Genomic DNA, 20,986 nt, shown 5'->3' with positions numbered 1-20,986 from the left:
TTGATTTTGGAACTTTATGGCTACTCTAGTAGTAGCCTAAAGTTTTAAAAACCAATGATATTGAAATTACGTAAGTAAGATAAAGGAAGAATAATGAGAAAAAAGTTTTTCATAGTTTTACTATTCAGTGTTTTGCTTTGGGGATGTTCTACAGAAAGTGAATCAATAATTAATGATGGTGCTGAGGTTGTAAAAGAGAATAGAAAGCCCACGGGAGCGTCAGCAAATGATTTGTTATCAGACAATGTCTATAAAAAAATGATTGTAGAATTAGCTTATGTTGAAGGGTTTGAACCAACTGATGAAGCAAAGAATAACTTTAAAAGCTTTATTGAAGAAAGAACTTTTAAACCAAACGGCGTAGAGTTATATACGAAATCAATACCTGCTACAGGAAAAGAAGTATACACAATCAATGATGTTGTAACGATTGAAAACCAGTATAGAACTTATTATAACACACAAAATACCATAGCGGTTTGGGCATTGTTTGTAAATGGTAAATCTTCAAAAGATTCCGATTCTTCTTTTGTTTTAGGTACTGCATACTATAATACGTCATTTGTAATTTTTGAAGAAACTATTAGAGAACTAAGCAATGGAACATTTGAGCCAGAAAGAAGCTTATTAGAGTCTAGTGTAATCCATCATGAATTCGGACATATTTTAGGACTTACAAATTTAGGAACCCCTTTACAAACAGACCATGAAGATGCAGATCATCCAAAACATTGTAACGAAGAAAGTTGTTTAATGTATTGGGCAGCAGAAACTAGTCATGGTATTGGGAACTTATTCTCATCAAATCAAATTCCAACACTAGATAGCCAATGTATAGCAGACTTACAAGCTAATGGTGGAAGGTAGATTATAAAATTAAATCGATAAAAAATGAAAAAAATTCAGTTAGTAATATTGTTTATAACGATGATTAGTGCATCTATAGTTGCGCAAGATAGTAGTAAAAAGTCCAAAGCTGGTATTAAAGGTGGATATAACTTATCAGCTGTAAGTTTTGATGGAGATTCGGAAACAGAACAGCTACATGGATTTCATATAGGTTTTTATGGAGAGTCATTTATAGGAAATAATGTTTCACTTCAATTGGAATTACTATACTCACAACAAGGATATAAAATTATAGATGGAGGAGGTACTTATAAGCAGGAATTGGATTATATAAACCTTCCTTTAATGGTAAAAATGTATCCTTCCGAAAACTTTTTTTTAGAAGTAGGACCTCAAATAGGACTTTCAATAGCACATAAAGAAACCTTTGATAGTGGTTTTATACTGTATGACACTTCAAAAGAATTTAATCCTAGAAATTTTGATTGGGGATTGAATTTTGGTGGAGGTTTTAAAACAAATAGTGGAGTAAGTTTAGGAGTAAGGTACCATTTAGGATTGAATGATATTTACGATGAAGATAAACCCAAAAATAGAGTCTGGCAGTTTTATATAGGGTTTGACTTCTAATAAAAAGCGGTGTTTTATACATCGCTTTTTTTAATATTAAGCTCTTTAATTACAAGGGATTTCTTTTAACAGTAGTTAAATAAAGAAGCATAAAACATTATTTCTAAATTTGTAAAAATGAAAGTAAGAAGAAATGATAGAGTTGTCAGAAACATTTTGGAACAATAAGTACTTACATAATAAAACAGGATGGGATTTAGGAAAAATATCTAACCCGTTAAAAGAATATGTTGATCAATTAGAAGATAAAAACCTCCGAATTTTAATACCTGGAGGAGGAAACTCATACGAAGCGGAGTATTTATTTAATAAAGGATTTAAGAATGTTTTTGTAGTTGATATTGCTTCAGCACCGTTAAAAAGAATTCAAAATAGGGTTCCTAGCTTCCCAAAGGAAAATTTAATTCACGCTGATTTTTTTGAGTTAAAAGGTACTTTTGATTTGATTATAGAACAGACTTTTTTCTGCGCTATCAATCCGGAGTTAAGATCAAAGTATGCACAAAAAACACATAAATTACTTGTTAAAAAAGGTAAACTAGTTGGATTGTTATTTGATGCTAAATTAAATGAAGATCATCCTCCTTTTGGAGGTAGTAAACAAGAATATGAGGATTATTTTATGCCTTATTTTTTAGGAAGTATGGAGCCCTGTTACAATTCATCAGGAGGTAGAAAAGGTATGGAGCTGTTTGTGAAAAAGATAAAAAAATAACCGTTAAATTTAATTCAACGGTTATTTTTTATTTGATGTTAGGCTCTTATTTCTTTAGCCTCTTGCTTCTTTTGTTCGTTACGTTCAATTTTATGGTCTGGTCTTGTCCATTTTGGTTTTTCACCTAACGATTGATATTGTGAGTTTTCTGCTTCAACAGATTCTCTTTGTTCATGCTTAAAGAAAGGCTTCTGCGTATTTAAACCTAAATCTTCAAACATTTTCATGTCTTCGTTAATATCAGGATTTGGAGTAGTTAATAATTTATCTCCTGCAAAAATTGAGTTAGCACCTGCAAAGAAACACATTGCTTGACCTTCTCTACTCATTTGCGTTCTACCTGCTGATAAACGTACTTGTGAGTCTGGTAATACAATACGAGCAGTAGCTACCATACGAACCATTTCAAAAATGTTTACAGGAGGTTGTTCCTCTAACGGAGTTCCTTCAACGGCAACTAATGCATTGATAGGTACAGATTCTGGGTGTGGAGAGAAGCGAGTTAAAGTTTCAAGCATTCCAGCTCTGTCTTCTAATGATTCTCCCATACCAATAATACCTCCAGAGCAAACAGTTACATTTGTTTTACGTACATTTTCAATAGTGTCTACTCTATCTTTAAAAGCACGTGTAGAAATTACATCATCGTAATAATCTTCTGAAGTATCAATATTGTGGTTATAAGCATACAAACCAGCTTCCGCTAAACGTTTTGCTTGATTTTCGGTAACCATACCTAAGGTACAGCAAACCTCCATGTCTAGTTTATTAATAGTACGTACCATTTCTAACACTTGGTCAAATTCTGGTCCGTCTTTTACGTTTCTCCAAGCTGCACCCATACAAACTCTTGATGACCCACCTTCTTTGGCACGTAAAGCTTGTGCCTTAACTTGGTTTACAGTCATCAAATCATTTCCTTCAACATTGGTGTGATAACGTGCTGCCTGCGGACAATACCCACAGTCTTCAGAACATCCACCAGTTTTTATAGAAATTAAGGTGCTTACTTGTACTGTATTTGGGTCGTGGTATTTTCTATGCATAGTTGAAGCCTCGTACAAAAGCTCCATTAAAGGCTTATTGTATACTTCTAGAATTTCCTCTTTCGTCCAATCGTGTCTAATTTCAGTCATAAATTCGAGTTGTTTGTGGTGGTAAAAATAAAAAAATCCGCTTCGAAAGCGGAATTTTATGAGTCTTATTTTTCTTCGGAAGAAGAATCGTCTTGATCAATTACTTTTCCATTACTATTTGGAAGTTCTTTTCCTTTTAAATAATCGGGTAGTTGCATACCTGCCATATTAAACATTTCTTGTAATGGTGGTACTGCATTGTACATTCCTGAAATAAAGTTAGATGTTGAGGTTTTTCCATCTTTTCCTCCACCGTTTTCCCATACAGTAACTTTGTCAATCTTAATATTTTTAATAGCTTCAGATTGTAATTTTACTAATTCTGGTAATTTATCAGCAATTAATAATAAAGCAGCGTTTTGAGAATCATTACCAGCTGCTTGAACTATTTGGTCTAAACCAGCTGCTTGTTTGGTTAATACTTCATATAAACCTTGAGCTTCAGCCTGTGCCTTGAATAAAATAGCATCTGCTTCTCCTTTAGCTTTTCTACGAATTCTCTCTGCTTCCGCTTCTGCGTCAATTTCTACTTTGTTTTTATCAATTTGAGCAGGCACAATAATATCAGCCATTTGCGAAGCTCTTTCTCTCTCTGCTCTTGCCTTTTCTGCTTCTTGCTCAGCAGCATAGGCTTCTTCCAATGCTTTTGCCGATTGTACTTTTTCAGATGCAATTGCAGAACGTTCAGCTTCTGCTTCTCGTTGTCTTCTTAATGCGTTCGAGTTAGCTACTTCAATTTTAGCTGTGTTTTCACCATCAACAGCTTTTGCATTAGCAGCAGCAACTTGAGTTCTTTCATCTTGTACTGCATTTGCTTCACCAATAGAACCATCTCTGTTTTTTTCAGCAACCGATTTACGAGCAGCGTTGATTGCATGTGCAGCAGCTTCTTTACCTAAAGCTTCAATATATCCTGATTCGTCAACAATATCAGTAATGTTTACGTTGATTAATTTTAAACCAACCTTTTTCAATTCTGATTCTACACTTTGTGATATGTTAGTTAAAAATTTATCTCTATCAGAGTTAATTTCTTCAATATCCATTGAGGCAACCACTAAACGTAGTTGACCAAAAATAATTTCTTTAGCTAGTTCCTGAACATCGTTCATAGCTAAACCAAGTAAACGCTCAGCAGCATTTTGCATTACTCCAGGCTCGGTAGAAACCCCAATAGTAAAGCGAGAAGGAACATTTACACGAATGTTTTGTTTAGAAAGTGCATTTACCAAGTTTACCTCGATAGAAATTGGTGTTAAGTCTAAGAATTCATAGTCTTGAATAACAGGAAAGATGAATGCAGCACCACCATGAATACATTTAGCAGATTGTCCGCCACCAACTTTACCATATACAACTAAGATTCTGTCAGAAGGACACCTTTTATAGCGTTTTATTAAAGTTATTAATAAGATAAAAATAAATAGAATGGCAATAACAAGTCCAATAGGACCTGCAAATCCAAAGCCATCAATTTGTAATAATGTAAGTTTTAACATAGTCAATTTTTATTTTTGAGATTCAACGATTAATATTCCATTTGAGGTTACTTCGGTTACTTTGACAACCATTCCCTGTGTTAAGTCAGAATCATTATCTGTCAAAGCGTCTAGTTCTCGAAGCGAGTTTTGTACTTTAATATGTACTTTACCCATTTTAGAGCGGTTAGCTCCTATAGTTAAATACACTTCACCAATTTGATTCAGTGCGTTTTTCATTTTTAAGGTGCCACTATCTGTTAACTTACTAATGTAGTAAAATAAGCTAGCCATAATGGTCATCATTACTAAACCACAGATAATAGAAATAAAAAGGGTAGTTGTATTTGAATATCCAGCATCCATACTAGCAATACCGCTCCATCCAAAGATGGTGAAAAATGCAACCATATTTTTAAAGGTAAAAAATTGAAATCCAGCACCTGTATCGGCATCTATTTCAGTATCGATATCGCCTATGTCACCTGTATCAGCGCCTACAAAGCTACTAATAAGAACAAACACAAAAATTAATGTAAAAATACCTGCTATTCCCCAATAAACTTGTTGAAAAGAGGTCAATTCAGAAAACCATTCCATCATAAAGCAATTATTTAAATTAGTGACTAAAAGTATATAAATTGCCTGAAATCGACAATTTTTATTTTGTAATTAAAACAGAAACCGCATTTCCTCCAAAACCAACAGCATTTACTAATATTTTATTGAGTTTTTTTGGAGTGTGTTGAGATTCAGCAAAGGGAACTTCAATGATTTGTTGGTGTTGTAGCATAAGTACGGCTAATTCTAAACTTAACAAGCCAGAAGCCCCAAACGTGTGACCAAGTTTCCATTTATTGGTAGTTAAAAACGGAGTTTTGTTACAAAATATTTTTTGAATCGCATTAATTTCTGATTGATCTCCTTTAATAGTTCCTGGTGCATGCATTACAATAGCGTCAATTTCATCTGGTGAAATAGTACCCAATGCCATTTTCATTGATTTTTGAAAACATTCTGCATCTGTTGTTACAGAAGTATTGTGTTTCAAAACTTCAGTAGCATATCCAACCCCTTCAATAAAAGCGATGGCATTTTCTTTACTTCCATTCTCTAAACAAAATACAGAAGCACCTTCTCCCAGTACCATGGTGTTTTTAGTTTTGTTAAGGTCAAAAGCTTTACATGGATATTCATCATTTTCTTTAGAATATACTTTTAACGCCTGCATTTGCGCGATGGTAAAATCGGTTAGTGAAGCTTCGCTAGCGCCAATCATAAATTTCTCTGACATTCCCGATTGTAACCAAGCTACTCCATTAAGTAACGAATGCAAGCCAGTAGAACAAGTAATAGAATGTGAAATCTCTGGTCCGTTACTTTGTAAATCATGTGCAATCCAAGAGGAAATATTTCCTAAAGTAGTAGTTGGAGAACTTAAAGTAGATGATTTACCTGTTGTTAAAAACTCCTTATGGTATTTTTCAAACAAAGAAGTAGCACCGCGAGAAGAACCAATGTTAATCCCAAAGTTATCCGAAGATTTCCAGTCTGTTTGTTCCATTGCTTTTCTAGCAACAAACAGCGTGTATAAAACAGATGGATCTAAATTTTTATATTTATTATCTGAATTTTGAACCTCTTCAATAGCGTGTTTATCCTCACCAGTCAATTGTGCTACCCATGCTTTAGAATCTTCAATCTCTTTAGAGCTTAAAAAATGTTGCTTATTTAGGTAGTTTTCCCAAATTTTTTTAGGAGTGCTTCCCAAGGCTGAAACAGATGCAAATGATGTTATGGAGATAAGTTCTTTCAACACGATAAAATTTCAGCAAAAATAAAGGTAAAATCAAGTATTCTAAAGAAAATAAAAATATTTATCTTGTGATAAAATTATTGAAGTTATGAGTGAGCAACACCAAAAAAGTTGGTTTGGAAGAAACTGGTTGTGGTTTATACCATTAACTGGATGTTTAGGGTTTGTTTTATTAATTGTTTTAGGTGTGGGAGCAGCATTTTTTGGAGTATCGAAAATAATGACAAGTTCTACTCCTGTTGAATATGCTATTGAGCAGGCATCTAAAAACGAGTTAGTTATTGAAAACTTAGGTCAACCTATTGAAAAATATGGAATTCCATCAGGAAATATTTCTCTTACCAATGATGATGGAAATGTAGATTTTTCTATTCCAATAAGAGGAGATAAAGGAGAAGGTACTTTAATTGTTAGAGGTATTAAAGTAGATGGAGAATGGATTTACGAAGATTTATACGTTCATATTAAAGAAACTAAAGAAGAGATTAATTTATTAGAAAAAGTTCTAGAGACTATCTAGAACTTTTTCAATAGTTGTATATGTTTTTTCAAGTTGCTCTTTCGTAATTACGTAAGGTGGTTGAATGTAAATAGTGTTACCTAGCGGACGTAGGAAAACGCCTTCATCCATAAAAGACTTTAAAAGTTGATCTCGAAGCGTTCCGTAACGACCAGCATTGGTGTTTAAATCAATCGCTAAAATGACACCTTTACATCTTGTAGAGTTTACTTTTGGGTGATTTTCTATCTTTTCTGAAAAAGAGATATTTGAGTTTTGAATAAATTGGATATTGTCTTGAATTTCTTTGGTTTGTAATAACTCAATACTTGCCAATGCAGCACTACAAGCTATTGGGTTTGCAGAATAAGTATGGCAATGAAAAAAACCTTTGGCAATATCGTTATCTAAAAAAGCCCTATAAATTTCTTCGGTACATGAAGTAATTGACATAGGAACCAATCCAGCGGTCAATGCTTTACTTAAGCATATAATGTCTGGTTTGGTAGCGACTTCATCAGAAGCAAAATGATTACCAGTTTTTCCGAAACCAGTCATTACTTCATCAGCAATAGTTAACACGTCATTTTCTTTACAAATAGCTAAGATGCTATTCAAATCTTCGGCTTTGTGAATTTTCATTCCAGCCGCACCTTGTACTAATGGTTCGTATATGAATCCGGCAACATTATGTTCTGAAATAATCTGTTGCAATTTTTGTGCGATAGTTTCATTATTTTCACCGTTTGGCACAGGGATACGTTGAATATCCATTAAAAAATCTTCAAAAGGGCCATTGTATACTGATAATCCAGAAACAGACATCGCTCCGAAGGTATCTCCATGAAAACCATCTTCAAAAGCAATAAACGTGTTACGTTTTTCCCCTTTATTAAAATAGTATTGTAAAGCCATTTTAATTCCCGCTTCTACAGCGGTAGACCCATTATCATTAAAAAAGATTCTATTTTGATTTTTAGGAAGAATTTTAATCAATTCTTCCGATAATTTTACGGCTGGTTCGTGGGTGAAATCACTAAACATTATTTGATCTAATGTCTTCATTTGTTCATACACACGACTTGTGATATAATCATTACAATGCCCAAACATACAGGTGTACCAAGACGAAATAGCATCAATATATTCGTTACCGTGTTCGTCGGTTAGTATGCATCCTTTTGCTTTTACAATTCCTAAACTATTTGGATGTGTTTGATGTTGTTTTAGCGGATGCCACAAATGTTTTTTATCGCGTTCTTGTAAGTTCATAGGTTTCGTTCTTTTGAAAAAGAGCTGTCAAATGTACAATAGAAATACATAAAACCACTCCGAAATAGGCAATAAACAATAGCCACATAATTGAGGCCGAAAACAATTCAGAAAAAAATGCAGGAAAAACTAAAAAAGCTTCTGAAGTGAGTAAGAAAAAGGTATAAGCAATCCAGGTACTTGTATGGGTTTTTGTCTCCAATTCCATCCAAATAAAAGGCAGGTACATTCCTAAAAATAGTAAATGTAACCAAGCTATGAGCATAAACCTGTTCGTTATAACTAAGTTAGAAAAGTAAGGAATACTGCCAAAGCAATTCATAATTCCGATAAATAGTAGTATCCCAAAAAACAATTGGTATGTAAGCTTTTGTTTTGAAAATGATTTCTTTAGTTTTAGGAAAAATAGTGTCAAAATTATTGAGCTAATACCTCCTATAATTTGAATAGCCAGATGATTAAAACTATATTTTAATGAGTGTGTATATAATAGTACAAGAGCACTAATAATTAAGATGATTTGTTTTTTTGATAGTTCAACAGTTGTCCTTTGAAAAAGAATGGCAAGCATCCAAAGAAAAAAGGAACCAAAATACTGAAAGTGTAAGTAGAAAAAAATAGCTTGTTGATACCAAGGAGAGGCTTGCATTTTCATACCCATTAAGGGACCTAGTGCATACGGACCAATGGAAGAAATAAAATGAAAGATAATTCCTGCTTTTATTAATGTTAGGTCTGATTTTTTACCAACCAATTGTTTCCATAGTCTAATTACCAACCAGTAACTAATCCACAAGTGTAAGGTAGAGAATATAATGGTAATCAATGCATACCCTTGTATAATAAACCCTACTAACAAAATGGCAACACAAACTTGTAAAGCAAGATATAATCGATAGGAAGTTTTATTAATTCCATTCGTAAATCTTGTAAAAAGCAGTACAATTAAGGCATTGAAAACAAAACCTAATAACATGATGTGAGAATGGGAGTGCAATACAAACTTAAAAGGAAAGTTAGCAATGCTTCCTGTAAAAGCATAACGCAAAACCAGCCCTATAACTCCTCCTAAAAAACCAAAAATTAAAGGGAAAGACCAAAGATGTTTTGCGGTAATAGGTTTCATTTATAAATTGCTTTTAAATAATTCAGCGTATTCTTTAATCACATTCTTATCGAAATAAGGCTCTTCTTCAATACGTCCAATTACAGGCGCACCTGTCATTTTTTTGATAATATCTTCCGTTGTTTTATGTTCGTTTCCAGAAAAAATTAACGACACTTCAAACCCTTTTTCTTTTAATAATTTAACTGTTAATAGGGTGTGATTGATGCTCCCTAAATAATGACGAGACACTACAATAACTTTATAATCAGGTTTGATAATATCTAACAAGGTGTTTTTATCATTAAGAGGGACTAACAATCCACCAGCCCCTTCAATAACTAAATTATTTTTAGTCGAAGGTTCTTTTATGTCGTCAATTTCAATAGTCACTCCATCAATTTCTGCGGATGCGTGCGGACTCATAGGTGTTTGTAGTGCATATGCGTTTGGATGAAAAACAGTGGTTGAGTTAGAAATTAGTTTTTCTACCTTATGAGTATCAGAATGTTCTAGGTCACCTGACTGAATAGGTTTCCAATAATCTGCTTGCAAAGCTTCTGTGACAATAGCAGCAGCAACGGTTTTTCCTACTTCTGTAGAGATTCCTGTAATAAAATATTTTTTCATTTAAAAATTGTTTTACAATCGTTGCAGATGAATTTCTTACTTTCAAAAAAAGGAAAGAGCATAAAAAAAATGTTTTTACGTTGTAAATCGGCAACTAATATTTTTGTGGAATTACATTTTGGACAATGAATGTCATTTCCTTCTTCATCCTTTACGTAAGCCCTTATTTCGTTATAAATAGTAGCAGCTTTTTCTAAATCATTATTGTGTACCAATAGTTTAACTCCACCAATAGCTTGACTAATTAAAGGGTCAGAATCAATTGTTTTTTCATCCATTAACATGGTTCTGATATCTTCTGAATCTAATTTAGCCTTTATAACTTGTGCTTCAGTAGAGTATTCAAACACAGCTAAAATGGTATAATTATCTTGCATTATATTTTTTAAACAAAAGTAGCAAGGTTCTCTAAAACATTTGTAATTTCTTCTTTAGAATTATATGCGTGTAAACAAAAACGTAATCGTTCTTGGTTTGTAGGAACGGTAGGGGATAGAATAGGCTTTACTTCAAAACCATGTTGTTGTAATTGCAAAGCCATATTTTTTACATGTTCATTGCCAGAGATAATACAGCAATGAATGGCAGAAGTACTTTGAATGAAGTTTAATCGCAACCTATTGGACTCTGAAATAAAATGTTGAATGTTTTGTTGAAGTTGTGCTTTAGAATCGCTAATAACTAATTCGTCGTAAGCAATTTTTATCGTAGCTAGAGCATGAGGAGGTAAACTAGTAGTGTAAATAAAACTACGAGAAAAATTAATAAGATACTGTTGTAGTTGCTTGCTTCCCAAAATAGCTGCTCCATGGCAGCCTAAACCTTTTCCGAAGGTAATAATTCGGGCAAAAACCACATCTTCTAAATGTAATTTTTGAATGAGTCCAAAATCAAATACCCCCAAAGCATGTGCTTCATCTATAACAAAATGCACATTCGTATGTTTTTTGATTATTTGTGATATTGCTGTCAAGTCAGGAGAATCTCCATCCATTGAAAAAACAGATTCGGTAATCACATAAATTTCTGAATCGTTATTCTGAGTAAACCGAAGTATTTTTTCTTCTAAATCTTTTGTGTCATTATGTTTGAACTTAAAAGATTTTGCATTAGATAATAGAATTCCATCTCTTATAGAAGCATGAATAAGTTCATCATACAAAATAATATCACCACGTTGAGGTACCGAAGCAAAAAAACCGATGTTAGCATCGTAACCAGAGTTGAAAACTAAAGCTGTTTCAGAATTATGAAGTTTAGCTAGCTGTTTTTCAACTATTGTATATAGTTTGTGGTTTCCTGAGAGTAAGCGAGATCCTGTAGCTCCGTTAACCTTATGATTGTTATCAACTAAAAACTGATGTGTTTTATTAAAAATAACTTCAGATTTTGCAAAACCTAAATAGTCATTGGAAGAAAAATCAATACGTGAATTTTCTTTACCAAGACCTCTCAAAGAGTTTAGAGTTATCCGTTGTGTGATTTTATGTTGTAGTTTTTTAGGAAATTGCATAGTGTAAAAATAAAAAAAGACTTACAATATTGTAAGTCTTTTTTGCTCCCCCTCTTGGGCTCGAACCAAGGACCCTCTGATTAACAGTCAGATGCTCTAACCAACTGAGCTAAGGAGGAATGTTCATATAGAACAATATATATGTGTTGTAGAAATTATCGGCTTCTACGTTGCCTTTTGCTCCCCCTCTTGGGCTCGAACCAAGGACCCTCTGATTAACAGTCAGATGCTCTAACCAACTGAGCTAAGGAGGAATTTAAAACATGCTTGTCTTAAAATGCGAGTGCAAATTTAAGGGCTTTTTTTATATCTGCAAATTATTTTTAATAAAAAGTACGAGTAAAATCTTTTATTTCTGAAATTCAGTAATTTATTTTTTAAAAAATGTGCTTTTAACTGAAATTTAACAAAAACCTAATACTCGTTAAAGAGTTTAAAATTAGACTAAAAAGGAATGGTATTTTTCGTAAAAGTTGTACTTTTGTCACCATTATTCTTATAGATAGAAAAGTATAACAAAATATATGGACAAGTTTTCGTTCTTAAACGCAGCACATGCAGGTTTTATAGGTGATTTGTATGAACAATATCAAAAAAATCCTGATGCGATAGAACCAAGTTGGAGAAGTTTTTTTCAAGGATATGATTTGGCTAACGAGAATTACTCATTAACAGATGAAGAAGTTTCGGTAGAAGTCCCTGAAGAAGTACGTAAAGAGTTTTTAGTAATCGATTTAATCAATGGTTACCGTACTCGTGGTCATTTGTTTACCAAGACAAACCCAGTACGAGATAGAAGGACATACACTCCAACGTTAGATATTGAGAACTTTGGACTAAATCAATCAGATTTATCCACTGTTTTTAGTGCAGGAGAAATTTTAGGTATAGGGCCTAAAAGTTTAGCAGAAATCATAAACTATTTAAAATCTGTTTTCTGTGAAAGCATCGGAGTAGAGTACATGTATGTACGAAATCCTGAAGAGTTAAAATGGTGGAATGAGCGTTTGAATAAAAATGCTAACCATCCAAGATATGATGTAGAGTCTAAGAAGTATATTCTTACGAAGCTTAATCAAGCATCAACTTTCGAAAGCTTTTTACAAACAAAGTATGTAGGTCAGAAACGATTCTCTGTTGAAGGAGGTGAAACGTTAATTCCAGGGGTAAGTGTGGCGCTTAGAGACGCGGCTGAATTGTATGGAGTAGAAGAATGCGTGTTAGGAATGGCACATCGTGGACGCTTAAACACTTTGGTAAATATCTTTAAAAAACCTATTCGAGATTTATTTAGTGAGTTTGAAGGGAAAGATTTTGAAGATCAAGATATAGATGGAGATGTTAAGTATCACTTAGGTTTAACTTTAAGCAAAGCGTATCAAGGTGGACAAAAGATGAAGATGAATTTAGTTCCAAATCCATCTCACTTAGAAACCGTTGATGCAGTTGCTGAAGGAATAGTTAGAGCTAAAATAGACAAGGACTATGAGGGAAACGAAAATAAGATACTTCCAATTTTAGTACATGGTGATGCGGCTGTAGCAGCTCAGGGAATTGTTTATGAAGTTGTACAAATGGCACAATTAAATGGATACAAAACAGGAGGTACTATTCACGTTGTAGTAAATAACCAAGTAGGTTTTACAACCAATTATTTAGATGCACGTTCAAGTACGTATTGTACTGATGTAGCTAAAGTAACTTTGTCTCCAGTATTACACGTAAATGCTGATGATGCTGAGGCTGTTTGTCACGCTATGGAAATGGCTGTTGAATATCGTATGAAATTCAACAAAGACATTTTTATTGACTTATTAGGATACCGTAAATACGGTCATAATGAAGGTGATGAACCTCGTTTTACACAGCCAAAATTATATAAGGCAATTTCTAAGCATAAAAATGCAAGAGAAATTTATGCTAATAAATTAATTGAAGAAGGAAGTATAACAGTTGACTACTTACAGAAAATAACAGATGAATTTAAGACGCATTTAGAAGCTGAATTTACAGAGTCTAAAAAGAAAGAAACGTCTAAAATTCAAGAGTTCATGCCTGATGTATGGGATGGGTTTGTACGTAAGCAATTACAAGATATGTTACAACCTGTAGATACTACATACTCAGTAGATGATTTAAAAGACATCGCAAGAGTTATTTCAAAAACTCCAGAAGGACATAAGTTTGTTCGTAAAGCAGAACGTATCTTAAAAGGTCGTGAAAAAATGGTTTTTGAAGATAACTTATTAGATTGGGGAACAGCTGAAAACTTAGCATACGGTACGTTATTAGAGGAAGGATACGATGTTCGTATTTCAGGAGAAGATGTAGAAAGAGGAACGTTCTCTCACCGTCATGCAATTATGCGTGATGAAGAAACCTTAGAGCGTGTAAATTTATTAAACACGAATCCTAAGAATAAAGGAGAGATGACTATTTACAACTCTCACTTATCAGAATACGGAGTGTTAGGTTTTGATTATGGATATGCAATGGCAGCTCCAAATACCTTAACCATATGGGAAGCTCAGTTTGGTGATTTTGCTAACGGAGCACAAATTATGTTCGACCAATATATTTCTTCGGCAGAAGATAAGTGGAAGTTACAAAACGGATTGGTAATGTTACTACCTCACGGGTATGAAGGTCAAGGACCAGAACACTCATCAGGAAGAATAGAACGTTTCTTACAATCGTCATCAACTGATAACTGGACAATAGCAAACTGTTCTACGCCAGCAAATATGTATCATATTTTGCGTCGTCAGATGAAGCGTGATTTTAGAAAACCATTAATTGTTTTCACACCAAAAAGTTTATTACGTTTACCAAAAGCAGTAAATTCTATTGAAGATTTAGCAAACGGAACTTTCCAAGAAGTAATTGACGATACTATTAATACGTCAAAAGCCAAGAAAATGGTGTTCTGTACAGGTAAATTTTATTACGACTTATTAGCAGAACGTGAAAAGCTAGGAAGAGAAGATGTAGCTTTAGTTCGTATAGAGCAATTGTTCCCATTACACAATGATAAAATTAAAGAAGTAATGGACAAGTATCCAAATGTAGAACGTTATGTTTGGGCACAAGAAGAGCCAAAAAATATGGGAGCTTGGGGTTATATGTTAGAACGTTTTGAATTAGCTAGGTTAGAATGTGCTTCGGAAGAATATCGTTCGGCACCAGCAGCAGGTTCAAGTGCACGTTTTAAAAGACGTCATCAAGCTATTATAGATAAGGTTTTTGATTAAAAAATAAATGCGTTAGGGATAGAAGCAAGTTACCGTGTAGCGCGAAAAGCCCGACCCGATAGGGAAACGCCCAAATAAAAGAAATAAAATAATTCAGATATATAAAATTTAGAACTGATGGTTTTAGAAATGAAAGTTCCTTCTCCGGGGGAATCAATTACAGAAGTAGAAATCGCAACTTGGTTAGTTGAAGATGGTGATTACGTTGAGAAAGATCAACCAATTGCTGAAGTAGATTCTGACAAAGCAACGTTAGAATTGCCTGCGGAAGAAAGCGGAATAATCACTTTAAAAGCTGAAGAAGGTGATGCAGTAGCTGTAGGAGCTGTGGTTTGTCATATTGATATGGATGCTGCCAAACCTGATGGAGCTGGAGCACCAAAAGCAGCAGCACCAAAAACTGAAGAGAAAAAAGAAGCACCAAAAGCTGACCCTGCAAAAGAAACATATGCAACTGGTACAGCGTCTCCAGCAGCTAAGAAAGTATTGGCTGAAAAAGGAATGAGTGCAGCAGATGTTAAAGGAACTGGTAAAGACGGTCGTGTAACAAAGGAGGATGCTGTAAAAGCAGTACCTTCAATGGGAACTCCAGGAATGGGGTCTCGTGGCACTGAGCGTAAGAAGCTGTCTATGTTACGTCGTAAAGTGGCACAACGTTTAGTTTCTGTAAAGAACGAAACAGCGATGTTAACTACGTTTAACGAAGTAAACATGCAACCAATTTTTGACTTACGTAACGAGTATAAAGAAGAGTTTAAAGCAAAACACGGTGTAGGTTTAGGATTTATGTCATTCTTTACTTTAGCAGTAGTAAGAGCTTTAAAAATGTATCCAGATGTAAACTCTATGATTGATGGAGATTACAAAGTAAGTCACGATTTCCAAGATATTTCTATTGCAGTATCGGGTCCTAAAGGATTAATGGTTCCTGTTATCAGAAATGCTGAAAACTTAACGTTTAGAGGAGTTGAAAGTGAAGTGAAGCGTTTAGCATTACGTGCTCGTGACGGACAAATTACGGTTGATGAAATGACAGGAGGTACTTTTACAATCACTAATGGTGGTGTATTCGGTTCTATGTTATCTACACCAATTATCAACCCTCCACAAAGTGGAATTTTAGGAATGCACAACATCGTTAATCGTCCTATGGCGGTAAATGGTGAGGTAGTTATTCAACCAATTATGTATGTAGCGTTATCGTACGATCACAGAATTATTGATGGTCGTGAGTCTGTTGGATTCTTAGTAGCTGTAAAAGAAGCCTTAGAAAATCCAGTAGAATTATTAATGGATAACAACCCTAAGAAAGCCTTAGAAATGTAAGCCAAAATTTGGTTTTATAGATATTAAAATCCTGCACTTTTGTGCGGGATTTTTTGTATAAGAATTATTATTTTTAAGAAATATACAGTTTATATGTTTTATGTATGAAAAGAGAAATCCCTAACTTGTTATTTAAATCTAAATCACCAGAAATTTCAGGGATTGAAATAATCAGGTTAGAAAAAATTAAAGAAGAGAAAGAGAGTTTTACTCATTCTCCTGAAAAAGCACATCAATTAGAGTTTTATCAATTAGCTTTTTATACAGACGGAGCATCGGAGCAGTTGATAGATTTTGTTTGGCACAAAGTAGAAAAGAATACAGTAATATATGTGTCAAAAGGACAAGTAAATGCGTTTAAATTTAATGAAGATTTAAAAGGTTACTTAATACTTTTTACTGAAGATTATTTAAAAGAGCAACTGACAAAAATTCCAAAAAATACAGCTATTCGTTTATTAACCCCGCAACTTTTTTCTCCAAAGGTTCAAGTTGTTCAAACATCAAACTTATCAGCCTATGTAGAATTAATTTTTGAGGAGTTTTATAAATCGACTGAAAGTTTCAATAAAAAATACATTGTTAATTCTTTATTTAGTATCATTTTTTCTAAGGTTGAAGAGATTAAAAAAAACGAAACAGATTATATTAAAGACTCTGAAAAACTAACACTCTTTTTGAAGTTTCAAACAAAGTTAAAAAAGATGTTTATGAGTAATAAGAATGCAGATTTTTATGCGCAAGAACTAGGCTTGACTTATAAACATTTAAATGTTGTTGTTAAAGAGGTGATTAATAAAACAGCCAAACAGTATATTGATGAGTTTGTAATTTTAGAAGCCAAGAGAAACCTCGTTAATTCTACCATTAAAAGCACAGAGTTGGCTTATTTAATGGGGTTTGAAGAGCCTACTAATTTTGTGAAATATTTTAAGAAGCGTACGGGATTAACCCCAAATGATTTTAAAAAAGAGTATAATAAAGTATAGAGGTTCGATATTTACCATTTTATTCTTTTAATTGACCTATTTACCGCTTTCCGTCTACCATAATTTTGTACTATCATTTTTAAATAAGTAATCACAATGAAAAAAACGATAGTTATAGCAGTAGGTTTTGCAACATTGTTAAGTTGTAATTCAATCCAAACAAATTCAAAATTACAAGGTCAAATTAAAACAGATACTAAAATGGAAAATTTAAAAATTATAGCACAAAATGCACAAGATGCTTTTTTTACAGATTACGATGAAGAAGGAGTAAAAACATATTTCAAAGCTAATTATATTCAGCACAACCCACAGGTACCTACTGGTATTGAACCAGTATTGGGGTTTCTCCCTGTTTTAAAAGAAGCTAAAACAACATATACCAATCACAGGTTGTTACAAGATGGAGAGTATGTGATTTTTCACAATTCGTACCATAATGCAGATGCCTTTGGAGCAAAAGAAGTTGTTGCTTTTGATGTGTGGAGAATAGAAGATGGTAAAGTTGCAGAACATTGGGATAACCTTACCCCTAAAGTTGATAAAACTGCCAGTGGTCGCTCACAAGTTGATGGTGCTACAGAGGTTACTGATTTGGATAAGACAAATTCAAACAAGGAGATCGTAACGAATTTTGTCAATGATGTTTTATTTGGAAAAGCTCCTGAAAGAATCACGAATTATATTAGTACAGAAGAGTATCTTCAGCATAACCCGATGATAAAGGATGGATTAGAGGGGTTAGGAGAAGCAATAAACTATTTAACTTCTCAAAATAATATGTTTCAATATCAAAAACTGCATAAGGTATTAGGTGAAGGTAATTTTGTTCTTACAATGAGTGAAGGTGAATGGAATGGAAAACCTCAAGCTTTTTATGACTTATTTAGGTTAAAGAATGATAAAATTGTTGAACACTGGGATGTTGTACAAGAGATTCCAGAAGAAATGGCTCATACAAACGGTAAGTTCTAGGATTCTTAATCTATTAAGAAATAAAAAAACCGCACAATTTGTGCGGTTTTTTATTTATATCTGAACAATTTTAGTTTTTTAATTGCTCATTCTTTTCATAATAGAGGTTTAAAATCTCTAAATTAGATTTTATTAAGTCTTTTGTTTCTAGTAAGATACTAAAGTACAAGGTAGCATTTTTTGGGCTTGATTCTTCTGTTCTTGTTCTTTCAACCTGAAGTTGAATTGAATCTTCTACATGATTTAGTAATGCAACCTTTCCTTCAACTATTTCTGGAACAATTTTCTCAAAGCTTCTAGAATCAAAAATCTTACTGATAACATTTAATAAATCTATCAGTTTATTATTAATATCTAATAATTCAGCCGCCTGTTTTTTCTTTAAAGCTTTATGATTGTTGTTTACATGTTTGTGGCTAATTTTAGCAATTAAACTAGATGATTGAGCTAGATCTTGTAAGCTCCCTGTTACATCTATATAAAATTTACTTGCTCTTAAATAAGAGTCGTCCAATTCTTTAATAAAGTAGAAAATTTCACTTTGTAAATCTTCAATTTCTGCTTCAAGCTTATTTACATTATTCCTAGCTTTTTTAAGTAGAGCTAAATCTTGATTAATTAGACCTTTAATAGTCATGTCATTAATCTTACAAACCCTTTTTAAAGCTTTAGAAATGTTATCAGCGCTTTCTTCTATAACTCCTTGAATTGAACTTCCTTCTGCTTTACTTAATCTATCCTCTGCTTTTAATTCTTTTGTTTTTTCGTTATGAGCGATATAGTTTCTAGCTAATAATAAAATTGCAAGTAATAATAATACTGCAATTGCAGCTGGTCCGCCCAAATTAATTAACAGTGCCATTATACCAGCAGCTATAAATGCAATAATAGCGGTTCCAAACCAGCCTCCTATTACATTAAAAACCCCTGCAACTCTATATACAGCACTTTCACTCCCCCAAGCTCTATCTGCTAAAGAAGTACCCATTGCAACCATAAATGTTACATAGGTTGTAGATAGTGGTAACTTCATAGAAGTAGCAATAGAAATTAAAACTCCTGCTACCATTAAATTAACCGATGCTCTTACTTGGTCAAAGGCAGGTAACTCATGCGATTTACTCTTAGAAACTGTGATTACAGGTTTTTGAAATTGTTTATCTATTTTTTGAACTACAGACGTTGGTAACACAGTATTGGTATATTTAGAAACTAAGATTGTAAACCTAACAACTGATCTTGATAGTGTATTTGGCTTAAACTTTTCAGCTCCTTCTCCTTGTCTTGACAAACCAATTTCTGTATCAGCCACTGAGCGTGCTTTTTTTGAAAACCACAGTGTTAGTACCATAATTCCTCCTGCTAAAAATAACAATAAAGGTTCTGTAGGTACTTTTTTATCTAAGGCTTCCATAGAGAATGCGGTTGCGTCAATTCCAGAAGTAGTCCAAGCTTCGTATGAATGCCATGCAGCCATTGGTACACCTATAAAGTTTACCAAGTCATTCCCTGCAAAAGCTAATGCCAAACCAAACGTACCAATCGCTATAATAGGAATGAAAATATTCTTTTTTAAAACACTCATATATATTTGAGAAAGGATTGTCAAAGCTATAAATGAAATAAAAATGATCATAATTTCATTTCCCTCTAACACTCCTTTTATATCTTTATAATAAGGTGTTCCTTTTAAACCTTTCATAAAGATAAAGTATGTGATTGCTGTTAATGCACCACCTCCGAATAAAGCGCCTAGATACTTTATTTTCTTATCGTAATGAAAAGAAAAAATTAATCTTGAAACGTATTGCACAAGTGCTCCTACAGAAAATGCAATTATTACTGAGAGTAATATACCTGAAATGATTTGAAATGCTTTTTCTGTATTTATATATATAAGTAAATCTGAAAATGTTTGTGAATCTGAAGCACCTATTTTAATTAATGCCATTGTTACTGCGGCTCCTAACAACTCAAATACAATAGAAACTGTTGTAGAAGTTGGCATTCCTAAAGTGTTAAAGAAATCAAGGAGTAAAATATCTGTAATCATTACCGCCATGAAAATAATCATGATTTCATTAAACATAAATTCTCCAGGGACAAAAATTCCTTTTCTAGCTACCTCCATCATTCCACTAGAAAAAACGGCACCACAAAAGATTCCTAAGCTAGCAACAATCATTATTGTTTTAAAAGGAATTGCTTTAGAACCAATGGCAGAGTTCAAAAAATTAACCGCATCGTTACTAACACCAACAACCAAATCTGCTATTGCCAGTACTACTAGGGCAACAATCATTATTAAGTATATATTTTCCATGTTTTTATTTTTATTGGAAATACAATTCTTACTTTTTGTTCATAAATAAACTTAAACCAATTGCAATAATACCTATAGCAATGGTAATATATGAACCTGTGTTGTCTTGTGCCTTAACTAAATCTAAACTTCCCACTGAAACTTGTGTTTCTGGCTGAAAAAGGGTGTAAACTCCGTACGCTAAAATTACTATTCCAGCAATTAATAACATTGACCTGTAAGTTTTGCTCATAATTAACTGTTTTTCATAAAGATATAAAAAAAAGAGGAGGCAGTTTGAAATGAGTGTTTATGTTTAGTTTATTAATTTTCATTTTTATTATAAATAAAGATGTTTCATGATTTAGAATTATTTAGAGAAAGGTAAGACTGTTGAATATTGGGATGTTATACAGGGTGCTTCAGAAGAAATGATTTATACAAACGGAAAGTTCTAGTGGTTTAAATTTATTATGAAAGTTAAGCCCTGTACAATTTGT

At 33.2% G+C, this 20,986-nt stretch carries 19 protein-coding genes and 2 tRNA genes; 8 read left to right on the top strand and 13 right to left on the bottom strand.

Going from position 1 to position 20,986, the window contains the following annotated elements; genetic code table 11:
- Positions 1-93: 93 nt before the first annotated feature.
- From D6T69_RS01145 to D6T69_RS01135, 3 genes are all read left to right on the top strand, one after another.
- Positions 94-867 carry a membrane metalloprotease gene (locus tag D6T69_RS01145; RefSeq protein ID WP_125066056.1) on the top strand — a complete coding sequence of 258 codons (774 nt, stop codon included), beginning with the start codon at positions 94-96 and terminating at the stop codon, positions 865-867.
- Between the two features lie 24 nt (positions 868-891).
- Entirely contained in the window at positions 892-1,479 is a 588-nt protein-coding gene (locus D6T69_RS01140; protein WP_125066055.1) for a porin family protein, read from the top strand.
- 136 nt (positions 1,480-1,615) lie between these two features.
- On the top strand, positions 1,616-2,194 hold the full coding sequence (locus D6T69_RS01135) for a methyltransferase domain-containing protein (protein WP_369918587.1): 579 nt from the start codon (positions 1,616-1,618) through the stop codon (positions 2,192-2,194).
- Positions 2,195-2,232: 38 nt separating this feature from the next.
- Here D6T69_RS01135 and bioB read toward each other — a convergent pair whose 3' ends face one another.
- The 4 genes from bioB to D6T69_RS01115 all read right to left on the bottom strand — a co-directional run bounded on the left by bioB (position 2,233) and on the right by D6T69_RS01115 (position 6,624).
- Positions 2,233-3,330, bottom strand: a complete 1,098-nt coding sequence (bioB, locus tag D6T69_RS01130; protein WP_073182195.1) for a biotin synthase BioB — start codon at positions 3,328-3,330, stop codon at positions 2,233-2,235.
- Between the two features lie 65 nt (positions 3,331-3,395).
- Positions 3,396-4,829: a flotillin family protein gene (locus tag D6T69_RS01125; protein WP_125066053.1), complete on the bottom strand. Its 1,434-nt coding sequence runs from the start codon at positions 4,827-4,829 to the stop codon at positions 3,396-3,398.
- A gap of 9 nt (positions 4,830-4,838) precedes the next feature.
- Entirely contained in the window at positions 4,839-5,411 is a 573-nt protein-coding gene (locus D6T69_RS01120) for a hypothetical protein (protein WP_125066052.1), read from the bottom strand.
- Between the two features lie 58 nt (positions 5,412-5,469).
- Positions 5,470-6,624 (bottom strand): beta-ketoacyl synthase N-terminal-like domain-containing protein, encoded by a 1,155-nt coding sequence (locus D6T69_RS01115; protein WP_125066051.1) that lies wholly within the window; start codon positions 6,622-6,624, stop codon positions 5,470-5,472.
- Between the two features lie 88 nt (positions 6,625-6,712).
- On the opposite strand from D6T69_RS01115, the gene D6T69_RS01110 reads away from it, so the two are divergent.
- Positions 6,713-7,144, top strand: a complete 432-nt coding sequence (locus D6T69_RS01110) for a cytochrome c oxidase assembly factor Coa1 family protein (protein WP_125066050.1) — start codon at positions 6,713-6,715, stop codon at positions 7,142-7,144.
- Here the strand turns inward: D6T69_RS01110 and bioA are convergent.
- The 7 genes from bioA to D6T69_RS01075 all read right to left on the bottom strand — a co-directional run bounded on the left by bioA (position 7,130) and on the right by D6T69_RS01075 (position 11,897).
- On the bottom strand, positions 7,130-8,395 hold the full coding sequence (bioA, locus tag D6T69_RS01105; protein WP_125066049.1) for an adenosylmethionine--8-amino-7-oxononanoate transaminase: 1,266 nt from the start codon (positions 8,393-8,395) through the stop codon (positions 7,130-7,132). The two genes, D6T69_RS01110 and bioA, sit on opposite strands and share 15 nt — an antisense overlap.
- Positions 8,373-9,521 (bottom strand): hypothetical protein, encoded by a 1,149-nt coding sequence (locus tag D6T69_RS01100; RefSeq protein WP_125066048.1) that lies wholly within the window; start codon positions 9,519-9,521, stop codon positions 8,373-8,375. Before D6T69_RS01100 ends, bioA begins: the two co-directional genes overlap by 23 nt.
- On the bottom strand, positions 9,522-10,130 hold the full coding sequence (bioD, locus tag D6T69_RS01095; protein WP_125066047.1) for a dethiobiotin synthase: 609 nt from the start codon (positions 10,128-10,130) through the stop codon (positions 9,522-9,524). It lies immediately after the preceding gene.
- On the bottom strand, positions 10,127-10,507 hold the full coding sequence (locus tag D6T69_RS01090; RefSeq protein WP_125066046.1) for a putative signal transducing protein: 381 nt from the start codon (positions 10,505-10,507) through the stop codon (positions 10,127-10,129). Before D6T69_RS01090 ends, bioD begins: the two co-directional genes overlap by 4 nt.
- 8 nt (positions 10,508-10,515) lie before the next feature.
- Complete coding sequence (locus tag D6T69_RS01085) at positions 10,516-11,643, bottom strand: aminotransferase class I/II-fold pyridoxal phosphate-dependent enzyme (RefSeq protein WP_125066045.1); 1,128 nt, start codon at positions 11,641-11,643, stop codon at positions 10,516-10,518.
- A gap of 45 nt (positions 11,644-11,688) precedes the next feature.
- Positions 11,689-11,762, bottom strand: a tRNA-Asn gene (locus tag D6T69_RS01080).
- A gap of 61 nt (positions 11,763-11,823) precedes the next feature.
- Positions 11,824-11,897 (bottom strand) — tRNA-Asn (locus tag D6T69_RS01075).
- A 270-nt stretch (positions 11,898-12,167) separates the two neighbouring features.
- On the opposite strand from D6T69_RS01075, the gene D6T69_RS01070 reads away from it, so the two are divergent.
- From D6T69_RS01070 to D6T69_RS01055, 4 genes are all read left to right on the top strand, one after another.
- Positions 12,168-14,894, top strand: a complete 2,727-nt coding sequence (locus D6T69_RS01070) for a 2-oxoglutarate dehydrogenase E1 component (protein WP_125066044.1) — start codon at positions 12,168-12,170, stop codon at positions 14,892-14,894.
- A gap of 117 nt (positions 14,895-15,011) precedes the next feature.
- Entirely contained in the window at positions 15,012-16,220 is a 1,209-nt protein-coding gene (odhB, locus tag D6T69_RS01065; RefSeq protein ID WP_206197828.1) for a 2-oxoglutarate dehydrogenase complex dihydrolipoyllysine-residue succinyltransferase, read from the top strand.
- Between the two features lie 104 nt (positions 16,221-16,324).
- Positions 16,325-17,209, top strand: a complete 885-nt coding sequence (locus D6T69_RS01060) for a helix-turn-helix domain-containing protein (RefSeq protein WP_125066042.1) — start codon at positions 16,325-16,327, stop codon at positions 17,207-17,209.
- A gap of 96 nt (positions 17,210-17,305) precedes the next feature.
- The gene (locus tag D6T69_RS01055; protein ID WP_125066041.1) at positions 17,306-18,184 is read left to right on the top strand and encodes a nuclear transport factor 2 family protein; all 879 of its coding nucleotides are present in this window, start codon (positions 17,306-17,308) and stop codon (positions 18,182-18,184) included.
- A gap of 70 nt (positions 18,185-18,254) precedes the next feature.
- Here D6T69_RS01055 and D6T69_RS01050 read toward each other — a convergent pair whose 3' ends face one another.
- Together D6T69_RS01050 and D6T69_RS01045 are read right to left on the bottom strand one after the other, a co-directional pair.
- A complete protein-coding gene (locus D6T69_RS01050; protein WP_125066040.1) occupies positions 18,255-20,507 on the bottom strand; it encodes an inorganic phosphate transporter in 2,253 nt (750 codons plus the stop codon).
- Positions 20,508-20,535: 28 nt separating this feature from the next.
- Positions 20,536-20,739, bottom strand: a complete 204-nt coding sequence (locus tag D6T69_RS01045; RefSeq protein ID WP_125066039.1) for a hypothetical protein — start codon at positions 20,737-20,739, stop codon at positions 20,536-20,538.
- Positions 20,740-20,986: the final 247 nt, after the last annotated feature.

It is taken from the genome of Tenacibaculum singaporense, from assembly GCF_003867015.1.
Taxonomy (GTDB): Bacteria; Bacteroidota; Bacteroidia; order Flavobacteriales; family Flavobacteriaceae; genus Polaribacter; species Polaribacter singaporensis.
Note: the sequence above shows the minus strand (reverse complement) of the source record. Positions and strands in the feature narration are given on the sequence as shown.

Excerpts from the sequence above, each read along its gene's own strand:
- D6T69_RS01145 (WP_125066056.1), top strand. The coding sequence starts at position 94 with ATGAGAAAAAAGTTTTTCATAGTTTTACTATTCAGTGTTTTGCTTTGG.
- D6T69_RS01140 (WP_125066055.1), top strand. The coding sequence starts at position 892 with ATGAAAAAAATTCAGTTAGTAATATTGTTTATAACGATGATTAGTGCA.
- bioB (WP_073182195.1), bottom strand. The coding sequence starts at position 3,330 with ATGACTGAAATTAGACACGATTGGACGAAAGAGGAAATTCTAGAAGTA.
- D6T69_RS01125 (WP_125066053.1), bottom strand. The coding sequence starts at position 4,829 with ATGTTAAAACTTACATTATTACAAATTGATGGCTTTGGATTTGCAGGT.
- D6T69_RS01120 (WP_125066052.1), bottom strand. The coding sequence starts at position 5,411 with ATGATGGAATGGTTTTCTGAATTGACCTCTTTTCAACAAGTTTATTGG.
- D6T69_RS01110 (WP_125066050.1), top strand. The coding sequence starts at position 6,713 with ATGAGTGAGCAACACCAAAAAAGTTGGTTTGGAAGAAACTGGTTGTGG.
- bioA (WP_125066049.1), bottom strand. The coding sequence starts at position 8,395 with ATGAACTTACAAGAACGCGATAAAAAACATTTGTGGCATCCGCTAAAA.
- D6T69_RS01100 (WP_125066048.1), bottom strand. The coding sequence starts at position 9,521 with ATGAAACCTATTACCGCAAAACATCTTTGGTCTTTCCCTTTAATTTTT.
- bioD (WP_125066047.1), bottom strand. The coding sequence starts at position 10,130 with ATGAAAAAATATTTTATTACAGGAATCTCTACAGAAGTAGGAAAAACC.
- D6T69_RS01090 (WP_125066046.1), bottom strand. The coding sequence starts at position 10,507 with ATGCAAGATAATTATACCATTTTAGCTGTGTTTGAATACTCTACTGAA.
- D6T69_RS01085 (WP_125066045.1), bottom strand. The coding sequence starts at position 11,643 with ATGCAATTTCCTAAAAAACTACAACATAAAATCACACAACGGATAACT.
- D6T69_RS01070 (WP_125066044.1), top strand. The coding sequence starts at position 12,168 with ATGGACAAGTTTTCGTTCTTAAACGCAGCACATGCAGGTTTTATAGGT.
- odhB (WP_206197828.1), top strand. The coding sequence starts at position 15,012 with ATGGTTTTAGAAATGAAAGTTCCTTCTCCGGGGGAATCAATTACAGAA.
- D6T69_RS01060 (WP_125066042.1), top strand. The coding sequence starts at position 16,325 with ATGAAAAGAGAAATCCCTAACTTGTTATTTAAATCTAAATCACCAGAA.
- D6T69_RS01055 (WP_125066041.1), top strand. The coding sequence starts at position 17,306 with ATGAAAAAAACGATAGTTATAGCAGTAGGTTTTGCAACATTGTTAAGT.
- D6T69_RS01050 (WP_125066040.1), bottom strand. The coding sequence starts at position 20,507 with ATGGAAAATATATACTTAATAATGATTGTTGCCCTAGTAGTACTGGCA.
- D6T69_RS01045 (WP_125066039.1), bottom strand. The coding sequence starts at position 20,739 with ATGAGCAAAACTTACAGGTCAATGTTATTAATTGCTGGAATAGTAATT.